The organism is Ottowia beijingensis, assembly GCF_013423955.1.
GTDB lineage: Bacteria > Pseudomonadota > Gammaproteobacteria > Burkholderiales > Burkholderiaceae_C > Ottowia > Ottowia beijingensis.
The window spans coordinates 754,865-770,089 of record NZ_JACCKX010000001.1; the positions used below are offsets into that span (position 1 = coordinate 754,865).

The 15,225-nt window shown below is 66.5% G+C and carries 13 protein-coding genes and 4 pseudogenes; 4 read left to right on the forward strand and 13 right to left on the reverse strand.

Features of this window, described 5'->3' with window-relative positions; translation table 11 throughout:
• Nucleotides 1–30: 30 nt before the first annotated feature.
• The 9 genes and pseudogenes from cas4 to H0I39_RS21535 all read right to left on the reverse strand — a co-directional run.
• A pseudogene (gene cas4, locus H0I39_RS21515) lies at nt 31–930 on the reverse strand (CRISPR-associated protein Cas4); the annotation flags it as partial.
• Nucleotides 931–1,005: 75 nt separating this feature from the next.
• Nucleotides 1,006–1,914, reverse strand: coding sequence for a BRO-N domain-containing protein (locus H0I39_RS03825; RefSeq protein ID WP_180549619.1), 909 nt, complete (start codon nt 1,912–1,914; stop codon nt 1,006–1,008).
• A 144-nt stretch (nt 1,915–2,058) separates the two neighbouring features.
• Complete coding sequence (cas7c, locus tag H0I39_RS24570) at nt 2,059–2,520, reverse strand: type I-C CRISPR-associated protein Cas7/Csd2 (protein WP_308645761.1); 462 nt, start codon at nt 2,518–2,520, stop codon at nt 2,059–2,061.
• Complete coding sequence (locus H0I39_RS24575) at nt 2,517–2,909, reverse strand: type I CRISPR-associated protein Cas7 (RefSeq protein WP_257645602.1); 393 nt, start codon at nt 2,907–2,909, stop codon at nt 2,517–2,519. Before H0I39_RS24575 ends, cas7c begins: the two co-directional genes overlap by 4 nt.
• Nucleotides 2,906–3,406: a type I-C CRISPR-associated protein Cas8c/Csd1 gene (locus H0I39_RS21530; RefSeq protein WP_308645762.1), complete on the reverse strand. Its 501-nt coding sequence runs from the start codon at nt 3,404–3,406 to the stop codon at nt 2,906–2,908. Before H0I39_RS21530 ends, H0I39_RS24575 begins: the two co-directional genes overlap by 4 nt.
• Nucleotides 3,376–4,668: a type I-C CRISPR-associated protein Cas8c/Csd1 gene (gene cas8c, locus H0I39_RS03835; RefSeq protein ID WP_257645603.1), complete on the reverse strand. Its 1,293-nt coding sequence runs from the start codon at nt 4,666–4,668 to the stop codon at nt 3,376–3,378. Before cas8c ends, H0I39_RS21530 begins: the two co-directional genes overlap by 31 nt.
• Nucleotides 4,665–5,387 carry a type I-C CRISPR-associated protein Cas5c gene (gene cas5c, locus H0I39_RS03840; RefSeq protein ID WP_444547264.1) on the reverse strand — a complete coding sequence of 241 codons (723 nt, stop codon included), beginning with the start codon at nt 5,385–5,387 and terminating at the stop codon, nt 4,665–4,667. Before cas5c ends, cas8c begins: the two co-directional genes overlap by 4 nt.
• Nucleotides 5,347–6,852, reverse strand: a complete 1,506-nt coding sequence (locus H0I39_RS03845) for a CRISPR-associated helicase/endonuclease Cas3 (protein WP_308645763.1) — start codon at nt 6,850–6,852, stop codon at nt 5,347–5,349. The genes cas5c and H0I39_RS03845 overlap by 41 nt, the downstream gene beginning before the upstream one ends.
• A gap of 250 nt (nt 6,853–7,102) precedes the next feature.
• Nucleotides 7,103–7,591 (reverse strand): annotated as a pseudogene (locus tag H0I39_RS21535) (CRISPR-associated endonuclease Cas3''); the annotation flags it as partial.
• Between the two features lie 372 nt (nt 7,592–7,963).
• Between H0I39_RS21535 and H0I39_RS03850 the strand changes: the two are divergent.
• The 4 genes and pseudogenes from H0I39_RS03850 to crcB all read left to right on the forward strand — a co-directional run bounded on the left by H0I39_RS03850 (nt 7,964) and on the right by crcB (nt 11,247).
• Complete coding sequence (locus H0I39_RS03850; RefSeq protein WP_180549621.1) at nt 7,964–8,476, forward strand: TRAP transporter small permease; 513 nt, start codon at nt 7,964–7,966, stop codon at nt 8,474–8,476.
• Nucleotides 8,469–9,761: pseudogene (locus H0I39_RS03855) on the forward strand (TRAP transporter large permease). The gene H0I39_RS03850 and the pseudogene H0I39_RS03855 overlap by 8 nt, the downstream one beginning before the upstream one ends.
• 72 nt (nt 9,762–9,833) lie before the next feature.
• Nucleotides 9,834–10,841, forward strand: a complete 1,008-nt coding sequence (locus tag H0I39_RS03860; RefSeq protein ID WP_180549622.1) for a recombination-associated protein RdgC — start codon at nt 9,834–9,836, stop codon at nt 10,839–10,841.
• A gap of 28 nt (nt 10,842–10,869) precedes the next feature.
• Entirely contained in the window at nt 10,870–11,247 is a 378-nt protein-coding gene (crcB, locus tag H0I39_RS03865) for a fluoride efflux transporter CrcB (protein WP_180549623.1), read from the forward strand.
• Between the two features lie 12 nt (nt 11,248–11,259).
• Here the strand turns inward: crcB and H0I39_RS21540 are convergent, their stop codons facing one another.
• From H0I39_RS21540 to H0I39_RS03880, 4 genes and pseudogenes are all read right to left on the reverse strand, one after another.
• Nucleotides 11,260–11,559 carry a hypothetical protein gene (locus H0I39_RS21540; protein ID WP_257645605.1) on the reverse strand — a complete coding sequence of 100 codons (300 nt, stop codon included), beginning with the start codon at nt 11,557–11,559 and terminating at the stop codon, nt 11,260–11,262.
• Between the two features lies 1 nt (nt 11,560).
• Nucleotides 11,561–11,812, reverse strand: a pseudogene (thiS, locus tag H0I39_RS21545) (sulfur carrier protein ThiS); the annotation flags it as partial.
• 72 nt (nt 11,813–11,884) lie between these two features.
• Nucleotides 11,885–13,177, reverse strand: a complete 1,293-nt coding sequence (locus H0I39_RS03875; protein WP_180549625.1) for an NAD(P)/FAD-dependent oxidoreductase — start codon at nt 13,175–13,177, stop codon at nt 11,885–11,887.
• 179 nt (nt 13,178–13,356) lie between these two features.
• Nucleotides 13,357–15,204, reverse strand: coding sequence for an aldehyde ferredoxin oxidoreductase family protein (locus H0I39_RS03880; protein WP_180549626.1), 1,848 nt, complete (start codon nt 15,202–15,204; stop codon nt 13,357–13,359).
• Nucleotides 15,205–15,225 lie beyond the last annotated feature (21 nt).

A 15,225-nucleotide genomic window follows, 5' to 3' on the forward strand; every position in this document is an offset into this window, starting at 1 on the left:
GACCTGGCGGGTGTTTTTGATCTTGCCGGCGACAAAACTGCGCGCCATGTCGAGTGTGAAGGCCGCATCCGCGCCGCGCGCAAACTGCGCCTGACGCAGCAGCACATTGCCGCTCACGGCGCCTTCAAGCCGCGCCTTGAAGCGTCCGTTGGCGTCCAGCAGCACCAGGGCGATACCCTCGTCGGGCAGACGGTGCATGAGGGGCGCGGACAGGCCGACGTGGCCAAAGCAGACCACGGCGGTGAGGTGGTGCAGCGGCACACGCAGCCGTGTTTCGCGCTCGACCTCGATGCGCAGGGTGTCGTTGTCCAGACGCAGCCAGGCGTCCGGCAGGGTGACGTAGAGGGTGTTGAGCAGTTGCATGGCGGGCGTCAGGCCTCGGGGTCGAACAGGCTGCGCCGCGCTGCGGCCAGAAGCGCCGCTGTCGCCTGCGGCTGGCAGCGCTCTTGCAGTGAGCAGCCTTTGCAGCGCTGCTGCGCGGCGTCGCCAGTCAGAGGCGGGGAAAAACCCGCTGGCCAGCATGCGACGCACGGCCTGTGCGGTGTCTTCTACGTCCTGGCGCAGGGCTGCGGTGATGGGCACCACGCGGCGACGGCGTGAGCTGGCGTAGTACAGCGCGCCCTCGGGCACGGCCTTGCCGGTCATGAACTCCAGACACAGCGCCTGCGCGGCCAGCTGCAGGTCGTCGCAGGCGGCAATGGCCGGCGCCTTGTGGCGGCTACCGTACTTGTATTCCACAGGGTAGGGCGTGCCGTCTGGCAAGAACTCGACCACGTCGGATTTGCCGATCAGCCCCAGTGCGTCATGCCACAGCGGCAGGGCCCGCTCCACGCGCACGCCCTTGGCGCTTTGCACGCCGGGCTGATCGGCCCGCGCATGTACGGCCTGGCCACGCAGGGTGTGCAGGTTGTCGTCAAACGCCTGCTCCAAATGGATCAGGCCGCAATGGCGCGGGCAGTAGGCCCAGTGCTGCAGGGCAGACAGGGGATAGGATCCAATTCGACGCTAACGGGCGTGGACATTGGGCAAGCCACTATGTTTTTTTGTTGGTGCACGGGCGGATTTCGCCTTGGGCGGCTGGAGCTGCGGTGCTGCGCTATCAGCAGCAGGCGGCAGATAGTTGGCGCCGGTGATCACCGATTGCCCCGTTTGCGCTTCCAGCTGCTGGCGCGCCTGGCGGGCGATACGGCCACCGGCCTGGGCGGCGCCCTTGTTCTCCTGCAGGCCGGTGGCGTCCTGCCGCTCGGCGATCTGGCGCGTGGAAAGCTCGGCCAGGGCGGTGAAGATGAGCTCGGCCTCGCTCATGTGGTCGCGCAGGTTCTGGCTTTGCAGACCCTTCTTCGTCTTGTGCTCGGCCACCGACAGGCCCGCCCATTCCTGGTGAATCAGGTTGGTGAGGATGGCGTACTCGCGCCCCTGCTGCACGCCGTGCTCACTCCAGTAATCGGTGAGCTTGTTGCGCGTTTCCTGCCCGGTCATGCGCTGCTGGATCCACTTGTCGCTGCGGCCGAGCTGCTGCCAGGTCTGGCGCGCGCGGTCGAGCGCCTGGGCCGGGTCGGCGATTTCCTGCATCCGCTCGTAGCCCACCTTGGCCAGCCACAGCTTGATGGGCTCGGCCTTGGGGCTGGGGATGGATTGCACCAGACGCAAAAGGGTTTGCGCGCTGGCGCAGTCGGTCTCACGCTGCTTGCCGTCCGCCGAAGGCAATTTCAACTGTACGATTTCAGCGTACGGTTGCTCTGAACCCGCCTCCTGCACCAGCTTGCGCTTGAGGTCGGACCAGTAGCGGCGAGCATTGTTGGAGTCCGTCAGGATCTGCACGATGTCGATGACGGAAAACCACCAAGTGCCCGTCTCCTGGTCGTACACGCGACGGATGGCTGCACCATCGAATTGGGTGGGCAGGATTTTCATGACCGCCCCTTCAGCAAACGCGGCGCAGCTTGACTCCCGGTGCGGCTTGTACTTCAGCCCCGACAGCGAGCCCCTCGCCATCAAAGGCCACGTTGTAGGCATCAAAGCTGCGCGCCACCTGATCGGCCGCACGCGGCGTGACCGTCAGACGCTCGAACAGCGCGTGCGCCGGGGCGTTACCCAGTTCACTGTCGTGGGCAAAACGTAAAGCCCGCGCGTGGCCATCTGCCCCCGGGCGGCGCTGCGGTCATGCTCGAACATTTGAGACAGCGCCTGCCACAGCAATTCCAGGTCGTCTGAGCCAAAGCCGGTCTGCTTGGCCAGGAAGGACGAGACAAAGCCATGCGCCACATACACCCCGTAGGGCACGGTGTGTTTGCGGCCCATGGTGCGGTTGTCACCTTGCTGCTTTTCGGCCTCGGCCTCGGTGGCCACGGCCATGCGGGTGATGGAATGCTCCAGCGCGACGATGGGTTCAACCGAGCGCGCAAAGGTCAGTTGCACTGGGCCGCGTACCTGGCCGCAGTTGATGCCTGTGGACATCACCGCGCCGAAGGTGCGTACGTCAAAGAAGTTCTGGCACATCCACTGGCGCGCCAAGCTCACTTCGTCGGCGCTACCCTTGCGTTTGTCTTTAGCAGTTTTTTCTTTTTACCGTCATCCGCTCCCAATTCAAGAGCTTCTTGCGCTTTCTCCTCCTGGGCTGGAGCCAGATTCAATGCCGAATAGGCGCGCTCGTGCTGCTGGTTCAGGATGGCTTTTTCACGCACGTAGATCTCAAAGCGCTTCTCGCCCGGCTCGGGCACGCGTTCGGCTTGGTCTTTCACCAAACCGACAAAGTTGCGCACCTTGCGCTTGAGCGCCACATCGGTCACCAGGCCGTGGCCGGTCTCGGCATCCAGGCGCGGCATATTGCCCGCATCGGGGTCGCCATTAGGGTTGCCGTCTTGCACCTCGAAAACGAGGACGAAGTCGTAGCGTTGGTTCAGGCTCATGCCGCATCTCCTGGGGTGGGGTCGTTGGTGGGGGTGTCGGGTTTCTTGCTGAAGAAATCCTGGCGCTGGTGGTAGTAGCCCAGGGCAAAGCGGCCCTGATTGGGTAGGGTCAGGTGCGCGGGGAAGTCGGCAACGGGGGCCAACACCTCGCCCAACAGCTTTTCAAACCACTGCGCACGACCGGGGCTGAGCTTTTTCAGGTGCGCGTTCTTCAGCCGCAACAAGGTGGTGAACACCGCCACCGGGGTGCTGGACGCCGCGCCGTAGTAGCGGTCGCGGATGGTGGCATTGAGCCCCGGGCTGGCTTCTTCCTGGGCTTTTTCCAGCACGGCGAAAAGCCGCCCCAGCCGGTAGGCGGGGTGGGTGTTGTCGGGGTCGAGCATGGGCAAAAATTCCTTTTCTTCACGGGGGTGCAAACGGATCTGGCGGTTCAGGCAAGCCTTGAGGGCGGCGGCGCGCGCATACGTCACCTGCTGCTCGGCGCGGCAGCGGCCCACGGCGGCGTTGAGCCACAGGCGCGGGTAGGGGTGTTTTCACCGCCCAGCACGGCATCGACGATGGCGCCGCCCAGGCTGGGCGGGATGTTGTCGGCCTTGCCCTGCAGCGCCACGGCGGTGAGCAGGCGAAACAGCGAGGGGTACGGCGCATCGTGCGGCCCGCGTACCAGCGCCAGGTCATGAAAATGTTGGGCGATGCGCCGCCCCAGATCGCGCAGCGGCAGGCAGTGATAGAAGCGCACGCTGATGCGCGCGGCGTTGGGCGCCAGGCCCAGCACATGAAAGCGCGTCTCGCCCTCTGGACCAGCAAGTTTGCCGCTGTGGATGGCGCCCAGCAGCGCATGGACAGCTTCTTTTCCTCGATCAGGATCGTCCTTGGGCGGGTCGCCAAAAATGTCGGCCAGCGCGGTTTCAAAGTCAGAATCCCGCTCGGCCCAGAACACCGTGGACGCATCGCCCACCTGGATGCGCTGGCGCGAATCCTTGCGCAGCAGGTGGTTCAGGGCCGTGGTGTAGGCAAAGGCGGCGGCGCGGCCGACGGGGGCGTTTTCGCCCTGGCGCTCGGTCTTGCCGTAGGACTCGAAGGCACGGGCGTTGAACGAGACGATATTCGCCCCTGAGGTCTGCGCGCCCCACACGCCTTTGATGGCGGCGTGCAGCCGCTCCACCGGTGCCACAGCGCCCGTCACCAGGCACATGGCCTGGGGCGCGTCGTCATCGGTGGCCGTGTTCAGTGCCGCCTGCACCACAGCGGGACGCTGGCAGACCAACTCCACATCGCCGTGCAGGCGAAAACTCAGGAGCGGATTGGCTTCCAGCATCTCGGCCCAGGCGGGGTGGCTTTGCAGCGCGCTGGGGTCAAAACGCTGCAAAAACCGCTGCACGGCCATCGCGCCCGCATCGGCCTGGGCCGTGGCGGGCAGGGCCGCGATGCGCGCGCGGAAGGCGGCGTGCTGCTCGGCCACACGCTCGGGCTTGCCCTTGGTGTCCACGCCCAGCACATATTCCAGCGTGTCCCACAGCAGATTGGCCGCCACGCCCGAGGTCTTCTTTACCCCCATGGGCACACGAAACGCCTGCGCCACTTTCCTCTTGCCCTGCGGCTCGCGCGTATCGCGGATTTGCAGCAGATCACCCTCGGCGCTGAGATCCAGGATGAAGGGAATTTCCTTGGTTTCAATTCCAAAATCAGGCAGGCGCTGCGCCGGGTCGGGGTCGTCGCACTTGCGACGGTAATAGTCGTTGAGCGCTTGCAAGATCATCCGCGTGTCTCCGAAAAAGGCGGCACCTGTACCCGGCCCGCCTCCAGCTTGGCGTCAAAGAAACGCGGTTGAGGATCGATAGGGTTGCTGAAATCCAGGTCGTGCAGCATCCAGCCCAAAGGGCGGGTTTCGGTGATTGGCGGGATGACCGCTTCACCGTCCTCCACCAGCCGAAAGTCCGCAGCAAATTCGCGGCAGCCCAGGTAGGGCTGGTTCACGCACCGGCCCTTGCGTGCGCGGCGGGCGAACATTTCGGTGTACTTGGCCAGCGGATCGGTGCTGCGCTCGGTCAGTTCCAAATCGGCGTGAATGCGGTAAGCCACGTCGCGCAGCAATAGGCCCGCGCGCTGTTGACGCTCATCCTCGATATACAGCCCCAAGTTGCCGCCGCCCGCCGCCATAGCCTGCTGCACATTGCGCGTGGAGACCACGGCGCTGACCTCATTGCGCCGCAGATTCATCCAGCGGATAGGGTGCAGTACCTCGATGCATTGCACGCGCCAGCGGATTTGCGGCTTCCACAAGATGGACTCGAACACGGCGCGCGCGGCGGACGGCGTCATGACCTCATAGGACACGCGCTCGACCTTCATCTCCGGGCGCGTGAAGCAGGCCAAGGGACCAGCGACTTGCAGGCAAAAGCGGGACATGGTGGGGGTTCTCCTCCTGTGTTCTTTCTCAAATGGCAAAGCCGCCGGGGTTATAGATCGCGTCGTCATCGAGCAGACCGAGCACGCCGTCATACAGGTTGTGCGCATCCACCTGCGCGTACAGCCCAAGCATGGGCAGGTAGAGGCTGCCTTGCTGGTGCAATCTATCGGCCATTCGTTTCGGGATACTGACGGTGTAGCGCTGCAGCTTGCGCATCAGCCAGCGCTGTGGGCCTTCGGCTTGCAGGGTGCGCAGCAGTTTTTCGATCTTGTCGTGCTGCGCGGCGTAGCGCACGACCACGCTGGCGCTGTCTGCATCGTCGATCAGCCGAAAGGCCTCGGCGGCACTGCGAAACTGCACCGCCAACGTAGCTGGATTGACCTTGAGTTTGCCCACGATGCCGCGCGCATCCAACGCCTGGCTGTAATAGAACTCGCGGAAATAGCGCTCGAACAGCGGCCGCGCCAGCGGGTCGGCCTGCTGCCCTTGCAGCGTGCTCACGCAGGCCTGCGCCGCCTTGAGCAAGGTTCCTTTGGGCGGCGGCTCGGGCGGCACGAAGACCACCACGCGGCCCTTGTCCGCCAGCAGCCCTTCGCGGTTGCAGCGCCCTGCCGCCTGGGCGATGGAATCGAGCCCGGCCAAGGCGCGATAGACCACGGGAAAATCCATGTCCACCCCGGCCTCGACCAGCTGGGTGCTGACCACGCGCAGCGGCTGCAGGTCGCGCCCTTCGCGCTTGGCCCGCAGCCGCTCCTTGATGTGGGTGATGACGGCCTGGCGGTGCGCGGCGCACATCAGCGCCGACAGGTGCAGCGTGCCCGGCGGCATCAGGGTATGCAGGGTGCGTGCGGCCTTGCGCGTGCTGACGATGGCGAGCACACAATCTTCAGCGCTCAACTGCGCGGCCAGGTCTTCCCATGGCGTGGGCGCGTTCCAGTCCTGAGGCAGTTCCACACGCACCCGGTTCAGGGCCGTGAACAAAGCATCGGGGGCGTCGATGATTTCGCACACGTTGTTCAGGCCGCGCAAGTTCTTGCTGGCGTCGAAATACGCCGTGCTGGCCAGCGCCGGTTGCGTGGCTGTGCACAGCAGCACCGTTACGCCGTAGTGGCGCACGAGCAGGTTCAGCACATCCAGAATCGGCTGCAAGAACGCCGGCGGCAGCTGCTGCGCCTCATCCAGCACGATGACGCTGCCAGCGATGCGGTGCAGCTTGCGGCAGCGCGAGGTCTTGGCGGCAAACAGCGACTCGAAGAGCTGCACATTGGTGGTGACGATGAGCGACGCATCCCAGTTCTCACAGGCCAGGCGGCTGCGCGCGGTTTCGCTTTCGGGTGCGGATTCGGCCTGGCTGTGATGCTCTACCAGCACTTCATCGCCCAAAGCGGCAAACACGCTGCGGAACACGTCTGCCGTCTGCTCGATGATGCTGGTGTAGGGGATGGCGTAGATCACGCGCCGCTGGCCGTGGGCCAACGCATGTTCGAGCGCAAAGGCCAGGCTGGAGAGCGTCTTGCCGCCGCCCGTGGGCACGGTGAGCGAAAAAGCCCGGAGCCAACGCAGCCTTGGCACGGCATTGGCGCAGGATGTCGGCACGCAGAGCGTTGACGGGTGTCGCCGCCACGGGCCGCGCCGCCATCCAATCGGCCAGCGTGGCGTGCATCTGCGCCAGCGCGGGAAATCCGCCGCGCCGCTCGGGCTTGCCAGCGTCGAAATGCGCCTCGGTGTCGAGAAAGTCGGCATCGACCAGGCAAGAGAACAACATGCGCAGCCACAGCGCAAAGCCCTCGCCTCCGCCAGGTATGCCCTGCAACGTGGGCACCCAGCCATCCGTTGCCAGAACTGCTGCGGGCGGCTGCGCAGCCAGGGCCTCGGCCAGTTCCTGCGCGCTGTCGGTCGAGGCCAGGCGGGGCCGCAAATCCTCGTCCCAATCACCCAAGCCCGCATGGTGTCCCGCAATCAGATACGCCAGCACATGGCCGTAGGGCAGCTTGGACTGGTTGAGTTGCTGCATCGCCCACAGAGCGCCAGCAGCGGAATGCGTTTTCTCGCGCCCCGCCACTCGGTGCTCGATATGCGCATCCTCGGCCTGCCGCACGTACCGCTGAAAGCCGGGGCGGTATTTGCCCAGGTCGTGCCAGCGACCCGCCAGCTCGGCCCAAGGCGCTGATGCCGGCCCCAGGGCCTGCGCAAATTCGGCCGCCGCGCCCGCCACGCCCTGCAAGTGCTCGGCCAACAAATGTCCGCCCGAATGGGCCCAAGGCTCTGACATCCCACTCCCTCCCGCGTCTTCAAATCAATGTCGATGCAGCGGGAGCTTAGCCTGCCGATTCGTTCCCCGCCCCACAACTTCAGTTTCCAACTGCGCTTCGTTCACCCATGAGTTCTGGCTGTACGCTCGCGCATTCGCTGGCTGAAATGTGCGTCGCGCGGAAGCTACAACACTTGGTCCGAAACCAGTCGATCAACCAGTGGCACACCATCGTCAACGACTTGCCCAGACTCGAGTACGCTGTCGCGCACGCGTTGCAAAGCATTCCGCTGCCCGCAAATCGGCCTTGGTTGATAGCTGCAGCCGCAACGGCAGTCTCACCGTGATTGAGAATGAAGAGCTTTTAACTGAACAGAGGAAAGGGAATACCCGATGCGCCGAAGTCTTGATTTCCTCTACGACGCCACGGCCTGGCTGGCGGCGCTGTCCATGATCGGCGTGCTGGTCATGGTGCTGAATTCCATCCTCGGCCGCCTGCTGAACTTTCACCTGCCGGGCAGCGACGCCTACGCCGGCTACAGCATGGCGGCGGCGGGCTTTCTGGCGCTGGCGCACACCTTGAAGAAGGGCGAACACATCCGCGTCACGCTCGTCATCGGCCGCCTGCGGGGCGGTGCGCGGCGTGCGCTGGAGCTCTTGTCGCTGTCGGCGGCCGTGCTGCTGGCCGGCCTGTTCGCCTTCTACGCCTGCCGGCTGGTGTGGCAGTCGCACCTGTTCAACGACATGTCCACGTCCAACGACGCCACGCCGCTGTGGATTCCGCAGCTGTCGATGGCGGTCGGCACGGTGGTTCTGTTCATCGCCTTCGTCGACGAATGGGTGCTGGAAATCCTGGGCCGGCGCAGCCACGAATCGACGGCCGAGGAGGCGCTGCACAATGAGTGACTTCGGCATCACCGCGCTGCTGATCCTGTCGCTGTTCGCCCTGCTGGGCAGCGGCGTGTGGATCGGCCTCACGCTCACCGGCGTGGCCTGGATCGGCATGCAGCTGTTTTCGGCGCGCCCCGCGGGCGATGCCATGGCCGTCACCATCTGGGGCTCGGCCTCGTCGTGGACGCTCACGGCCCTGCCGCTGTTCGTGTGGATGGGCGAAATCCTGTTTCGCACCCGGCTCAGCGAGCATGTTCCGTGGCCTGGCGCCGTGGGTCACCTGGCTGCCGGGGCGCCTGCTGCAAACCAATGTGATCGGCTGCGCCATCTTCGCGGCGGTGTCGGGCTCGTCGGCGGCCACCTGCGCCACCATCGGCAAGATGAGCCTGCCCGAGCTGGGCAAGCGCGGCTACCCCGAAGGCATCACCATCGGCTCGCTGGCCGGCGCCGGCACGCTGGGCCTGCTGATTCCGCCCTCGATCATCATGATCGTCTACGGCGTGGCGGCCGACGTGTCGATCGCCAAGCTGTTCATCGCCGGCGTGCTGCCGGGCATTCTGCTGGCGGCGCTGTTCTCGGGTTACCTGATGGCGTGGGCGCTGATGAACCCCGGCAAGGTGCCGCGCCCCGACCGCGTGATGAGCTGGGCGAGCGGCTGCACGAGTCGCGCCACCTGATCCCGGTGGTGATCCTCATCGCCGCCGTGCTGGGCAGCATCTACACCGGCGTGGCCACCGCCACCGAAGCCGCCGCCGTGGGCGTGGTGGGTTCGCTGCTGCTGTCGCTGGTGCAGGGCAGCCTGAACTGGCAGACCTTCCGCGATTCGCTGATGGGCGCCACGCGGCTGTACTGCATGATCGCGCTGATCCTGGCCGGCGCGGCTTTCCTCACGCTGTCGATGGGCTACATCGGCCTGCCGCGCCACCTGGCCGAATACATCAGCGGCCTCGGCCTGTCGCCCTTCGTGCTGGTCGTCGCGCTCGCGCTGTTCTTCATCGTGCTGGGCTGCTTCATGGACGGCATCTCCATCGTCGTGCTGACCATGGGCGTGCTGCTGCCCACGGTGCAGGCCGCCGGCATCGACCTGATCTGGTTCGGTATCTTCGTCGTGGTGGTGGTCGAGATGGCGCAGATCACCCCGCCCGTGGGCTTCAACCTGTTCGTGCTGCAGGGCATGACGGGCAAGGACATCGCCTACATTGCGCGCGTCACCATGCCCTTCTTCTTCCTGATGTGTGCGATGGTGCTGCTGCTGTGGTTCTTCCCGCAGATCGCCACGTGGATGCCGGGGCACATGTGAGCGCCTTCGACGCTCTATGATCCTGATCCGGCCCGCCGATGTGCGGGCCGCGTTGATTGGGAAGTGACGAACGTGTTCAAGAATCTGATGCTGTACCGCCTGAGCCCCGAGTGGCCGGCGTCCGCAGCGCAATGGGAAGCCGCGATCGCGAACGAGCCGTTCGCCGAATGCAGCGCCACGCAGCAGAAATCCACCGGCTGGGTGCCGCCGCGCGGCGACGAGCACGGCGCGCTGGTCGAAACCGTGGACGGGCAATGGATCGCCCGCTTCGCCATCGAGACCAAGGCCGTGCCCGGCGATGCCGTGCGCCGCAAGGTGGAAGAAGCGGTACAGCACATCGAGAAGACCACCGGCCGCAAGCCCGGCAAGAAGGAGTTGCGTGACCTGCGCGACGACGCGCTGATCTCGCTGCTGCCGCAAGCCTTCCCGCGCCGCAGCACCGTCACGGTGTGGATCGAGCCCACGCAGCGCTGGCTGGTTATGGACGTGGGCGCGCAGGGCAAGGCCGACGAGGTCATCACCAGCCTGGTGCGCGTGGCCGGCAAGGGCTTCGGCGTGGGCCTGCTGCAGACCGCCAGCTCGCCGCAGGCCGCCATGGCCGCCTGGCTGGCCGACGCCGAAGGCGACGCCCTGCCCCACGCCTTCAACATCGAACGCGAGTGCGAGCTGAAGGGCAGCGGCGACGAGCCGGCCGTGGTCAAGTTCACCCGCCACCCGCTGCAGACCGACGAGGTGCGCCAGCACATCGCCGAAGGCAAGCTGCCCACCAAGCTGGCCTTGGGCTGGGCCGGGCGCGTCGGCTTCATGCTGACGCAGGCGCTGCAGCTCAAGAAGATCGCCTTCCAGGAAGGCGTGTTCGAGGAAGGCGCGAAGTCCAAGGACGACGACCGCTTCGACGCCGACGTGGCGCTGTCCACGGGCGAGCTGAGCGGGCTGATCACCGACCTGATCGACGCGCTGGGCGGCGAGGCCGACCCGACGGCCGTGAGCGATCAGGCGCCGGCCGCCGCACCGGCTTCGGCCACCGAACGCCGCGCGCTGGCCACCGCCGGCGCGGACGACGACGGCCCGCCGTTCTGAGAACCACCGCTGCCGGCCCTGACGCCCCATGCACGCCGTCTTCGCCATCTGCTTGGGCGCCTGCATCGGCGCGCTGGCGCGCTGGCAGCTGGGCCTGTGGCTGAACCACCCGCACGCCTTCATGCCCTGGGGCACGCTGGCGGCCAACCTGATCGGCGGCTATCTGGTGGGCCTGATCCTGGCCTGGGCGCACCATGCCGAGCTGGCGCCGTTCTGGCGCCTGATGCTGGTCACCGGCTTTCTGGGCTCGCTGACCACCTTCTCCAGCTTCAGCGCCGAGGTGGTCGAGATGATGCTGGCCGACCGCTGGGGCCAGGCCCTGGCCACCGTTGCGCTGCACCTGCTGGGATCGCTGACGATGACCTTCGTCGGCATCAGGACGGCTTCGCTGCTGGTGGCCCGGTAGCCCGGCCGCCGCTCAGCCGCCACCGCGGTGCGTGTGCAGGTCGAAGTGCCGCATGAACGCCGCGCGTGCAGAAGGCGGCACGCCATCGAAGGCAAAGCGCACGTGCAGCCTTGGAAAGGACAGCAGCGCGATGCGGCGCGGCGGCAACGGCACCCAGGTGATGCGCAGCCGCCCATCGCCGATCGCCACGTTCACGGCCGCATCTTCGCGCTGCCAGGGATGCGGCGCCAGGGCAGGCGGCAACAGGCGCAGCCAGTCCGCCTCGCTGCCCGCCATGTCGCGCTCGAAGCGCTCGGGCACCTGCGCCGTCATCACCCCCGGCGATCGGCGGCCAGATGGCCAGCGCGTCGCCTTCCTGCAGGGTGCGCGTGGCGCGGTCTTCGGGCGCGATGAACGTACCGTTGACCAGCACGATGTGCACCAGGTGCGGCGGCAGGTGGAAGGGCGCGATGATGGTGGCGATGCTGTCGGTGGGGCCGACGTCCAGCGTCATCACGTTGCCGGGCCTGATCTCGGGCGGCAGATAGTCGCCCAGCGAGGCAAAGAGCTTGAAGGTGATGCGCATGCGTGGTTCAGTGCAAAATCAGCCTGCAGCGCCTGCACAGCAAGCGCGAGCAGCTATCAACTCAATAGTGTTTCAACGGCGCCGTTCGTCGCCCGCGCCGTTCCACTGGCCCAGCGCCTGCGCGCAGGCCAGGTAGGCGGGCATGAGCTGCGTGGGGTCGTCCTGCAGGCGGTCCTTCCAGGCACCGAGCTTGACCTTGCCGTCGATCAGCCCGCGCAGCACGCCCACGTGCTCGGTCCAGTTGATGGCGTTGGCGCCGATCAGCACGTCGTCCTGAAACTGCAGGTTCAGGTGGCGCAGGCCAGTCTGGTCGGTCAGGTCGGCGTGCGCGCCGCCCTGCTCCGCCGGCACGCCCTGCCAGTGGCCGAAGCTGGCCGAGATCAGGCCCATGGTGTCGAGCACGTTGAGCGTGGGTACGCTCTTCAGTTCGGCCGGCTGGCCCGCCATGTTGAGTGCGGCCACGCGCGCCTGGTCGGCGGCGTTGGGCTGAATGGCGCTGACCACGGGCTTGCCGCTGGCCTTGTCGAAGGCCTCGGCGCAGTCGCCGGCGGCAAAGATGCCGTCGACATTGGTGCGCATGCGGCTGTCGGTGAGCACGCCGCTCTTCGTGGCCACGCCGCTGCCGTCGAGGAAGGCGATGGACGGGCGCACGCCGGTGGAGCTGATGATGACGTCGGCCTCGATGGCCTGGCCGTTGCTCAGGTGCACCTTCATGGGCTGGCCGGCCTGGGCGGGCTGGATGCGCTCGAACACCGACTCGGTGATGACCTCCACGCCCTGCGCGCGGCACCAGTCGAGGATCATGCCGCCGGCCACCTCGCCCATCATGCGCGGCACCATGCGGTCGCCCTTGGCCACCATGGTCATCTTCGCGCCGCGCAGGCGCAGCGATTCCATGATGATGGCGCCGATGAAGCCGGCGCCCGTCTGCACCACGCGCACGCCGGGTTGCACGCGCTCCATGATGGCGCGCGCGTCGGCCAGCGTCCAGCAGTTGAACACATCCTCGCTGTCGCCGCCCGGCACCGACAGGCGCACGGGGTTGGAGCCGGTGGCGATCAGCAGGCGGTCGTAAGTCAGCGTCTGGCCGTTGTCGAGCACCACGCGGTGGTCGGCTGGCTCAATGCGCATGGCCTTGGCCTGGATCTGGTCGATGCGCAGTTGTTTGAAGTGGTCGCTGCCATGGCGCAGGTGCGTGCCCGATTCGGCAACGTTGCCGGCGATCAGGTAGGGGATGGCCATGCGCGAGTACGGCGCCTCGGCCTCGCCACCGACGAGGGTGATGGTGTCGGCCGGCGCGGCCTTGCGCAGGGTTTCGGCGGCGATGACGCCGGCGGGGCCGGCGCCGAGGATGACGTGGTGCATGGGGAAGCCTTCGATGTTACGGATGGGGTGACTGCTTCGCTGACGGAAACCGCCCCTTGGCTCTTTCGCTCCCTCTCCCGCCTGCGGGAGAGGGTTGGGGTGAGGGCAAGGTGCGCCACAGGAAAACGCGGACGAACCCTCACCCCAGCCCTCTCCCCAAGGGGAGAGGGAGCAACACCTCAGAGCCCCAGGCGCGCCTTGGTCTCGGCCGTCGGCCGGCCTTCGCTGTCCCAGCCGCGCACTTCGTAGTACTTCGGCATCATGGCGTCGACCTGGCTGACCTGGCCTTTGGAGCCGCCGACCTTGGCCGCTTCGGTCTTCAGGCGCGGCGGCAGCGTGTCGTCGGCCTTGGTGAAGCCGGCGGCGTTGTTGAACTCGCGCTCCATGTTCCAGATGCGCTCGCCGATCAGTGACAGCTCTTCCACCGTGTAGGCCTCGTCGCAGGCGGCCTGCAATTGCGGCGCCAGGTCGGGCAGGCTCCAGGCGAAGGTGGTGAACACGCACAGGCCGGCCGAATCGAACGCCGCCGTGGCGTCCTGGAAGGCCTTGACCAGTTCTGGCTTGCCCTCGGTGGCGGTGGGGTCGGTCTTGACCGGGATGCCCATCACCTCCGACGCGACGGTGTAGCCGCGCAGGTGGCAGCCGCCGCGGTTGCTGGTGGCGTAGGCCAGGCCGATCCCCTGCAACGCGCGGCCGTCGTAGGCCGGAAACTCCTGGCCCTTGGCCGACATCGACAGCTCGGGATGGCCGTACTTGGCCGTCAGCCGCTTGGAACCCTGGCCGATCTCCTTGCCAAAGCCCTGGCCGGCGATGGTGTCTTCCACCAGCTGCACCAGCGCCTTTGCCGAGCCGAAGGGCGCCTCGATGCCGAGCTGCTCCTTCGTCAGCACGCCCATCTCGTACAGCTCGAACGCCGCGCCCAGCGTGGCCCCCAGGCTGATCGGGTCCATGCCTTCCTCGTTGCACAGCTGGTTGACGTACTGCAGCGCCTCCAGGTCGCCCACGCCGTTGGCGGCGCCCAGCGCCCAAGCGGCTTCGTACTCGAGCCCGCCGGTGGCGTGCTGATAGCGCGGCTTGTCCTTCACGGTGAAGTGATTCGGGTCCTGCTTGCTGATGCGCCCGCAGGCGATGGTGCAGCCGAAGCAGGCCTGGTTGGTCACCAGTTGCGCCTTGCCGTCGGTGGCGCGCGGGCGGCGCATGGCCTCGGCGCTGATGGCGTCGGCCTGCTCGAACTGCACGTCGCGGTGGTTGCGCGTGGGCAACGCGCCGACTTCGTTGATCACGTTCATCAGCACCTGCGTGCCGTGCGTGGGCAGGCCCTCGCCGGTCACGGGGTTCTCGGCCAGGATCTTCTTGCGCTCCATGGTCTCCTTCATGAAGGCCTTGGGATCGCGCACGTTGCCCACGCCCAGGGTGCCGCGCACGGCGATGGCCTTCAGGTTCTTGCTGCCCATCACGGCGCCCACGCCCGAGCGGCCGGCCGCGCGGTGCAGGTCGTTCATGATGGCGGCGAACAGCACGCCGTTCTCACCCGTGCGGCCGATGCTGGAGATGCGCACCTGCGGGTCCTGCAGTTCCTTCTTGATGATGGCCTCGGTGTCCCACACGCTCTTGCCCCACAGCTCGGCGGCATCGCGCAGTTCCACCTTGTCGTCCTGGATGTAGAGCCACACGGGCTTGGGCGACTTGCCCTCGAAGATGATCATGTCCCAGCCGGCGAACTTCAGCTCGGCGCCCCAGTAGCCGCCCGAGTTGGAGCAGGCGATGGCCCCCGTGAGCGGACCCTTGGTGATGACGGTGTAGCGCCCGCCGGTCGAGGCCATGGTGCCCGTGAGCGGGCCGGTGGCCCAGATCAGCTTGTTCTCAGGCGCCAGCGGGTCGATCTTGGGATCGATCTCCGACGTGTAGTACTTGGTGCCCAGCCCGCGCGAGCCGATGTACTGGCGCGCCCATTCCATGTTGAGCGGTTCGGACTTGACGGTGCCGGTGGTGAGGTTGACGCGAAGAAGTTTGCCAGCCCAGGACATGATTTTTGCTCCTTGATCTAT